The organism is Sphingomonas endophytica (assembly GCF_001476895.1).
GTDB lineage: Bacteria > Pseudomonadota > Alphaproteobacteria > Sphingomonadales > Sphingomonadaceae > Sphingomonas > Sphingomonas endophytica_A.
Genome location: NZ_LDTB01000269.1, coordinates 1 through 677 on the forward strand (window position 1 = coordinate 1; position 677 = coordinate 677).

1 protein-coding gene is annotated in these 677 nt (G+C 57.9%); it reads right to left on the reverse strand.

Features of this window, described 5'->3' with window-relative positions; all coding sequences use genetic code 11:
* A partial coding sequence (locus NS334_RS19220; RefSeq protein WP_193753170.1) for a tail fiber protein occupies nt 1-634 on the reverse strand: 634 nt, incomplete at its 3' end.
* Nucleotides 635-677: the final 43 nt, after the last annotated feature.

Consider the following 677-nt stretch of genomic DNA (forward strand, 5'->3'; position numbering starts at 1 on the left):
GAGTATAGGGCGGCAGGTTTACAACACTGAGCGTCTGCGTTTGAGAACCGCCTACTCCACCAGCAACCAACGAGTTAAATACTAGGCCGGAAATTCGGCCAGTTCCTCCATCGGCCGCCACGGATGCCCGCCCACGCTTGTCGGGCAGGTTGAATGTGGTCGAGCCGTCACCGCTCCCGTAAAGCGTTCCAATGAAGGAAAACAGCGTCGCATAAGTCACACGCGAAATCGCCTGTCCGATCGGAAAGACAAACGAGCTGTTCGGAGCGGTGGGTGCCCAATAGTCCATTCCGGCCGCAAGCGGTACATTGTACGGATTGCCAAAGAAGCCATGCAGGTACCATGCTGCATCGGAGTTATTGTAGGTAGCAGCATAGGGCGTACCTTGGATAATAACGCCGGCTTGCAACTCGACGCCAGGCGCGGTTCTCAGCGGACGGTTGCCGAGCCCATCCACGTTGAGGACGGTTATCCCTCCGTTGGTGATATGTGGCGTGAACGCAATCATCGCGCCGTTTAGGCTCGTGAAGCTGTCGAATTGCTGATAGCTGGACAGCGCGTACGAGGTGCTAGATCCACTCGTAACGATCGCGCCGGCGATATCGTCGCGATACTTCGCGGTCGCCGCCATCATCGCACGGGCAGAGTCATTGACGCTCGACGGAGCCTGCCCCTCC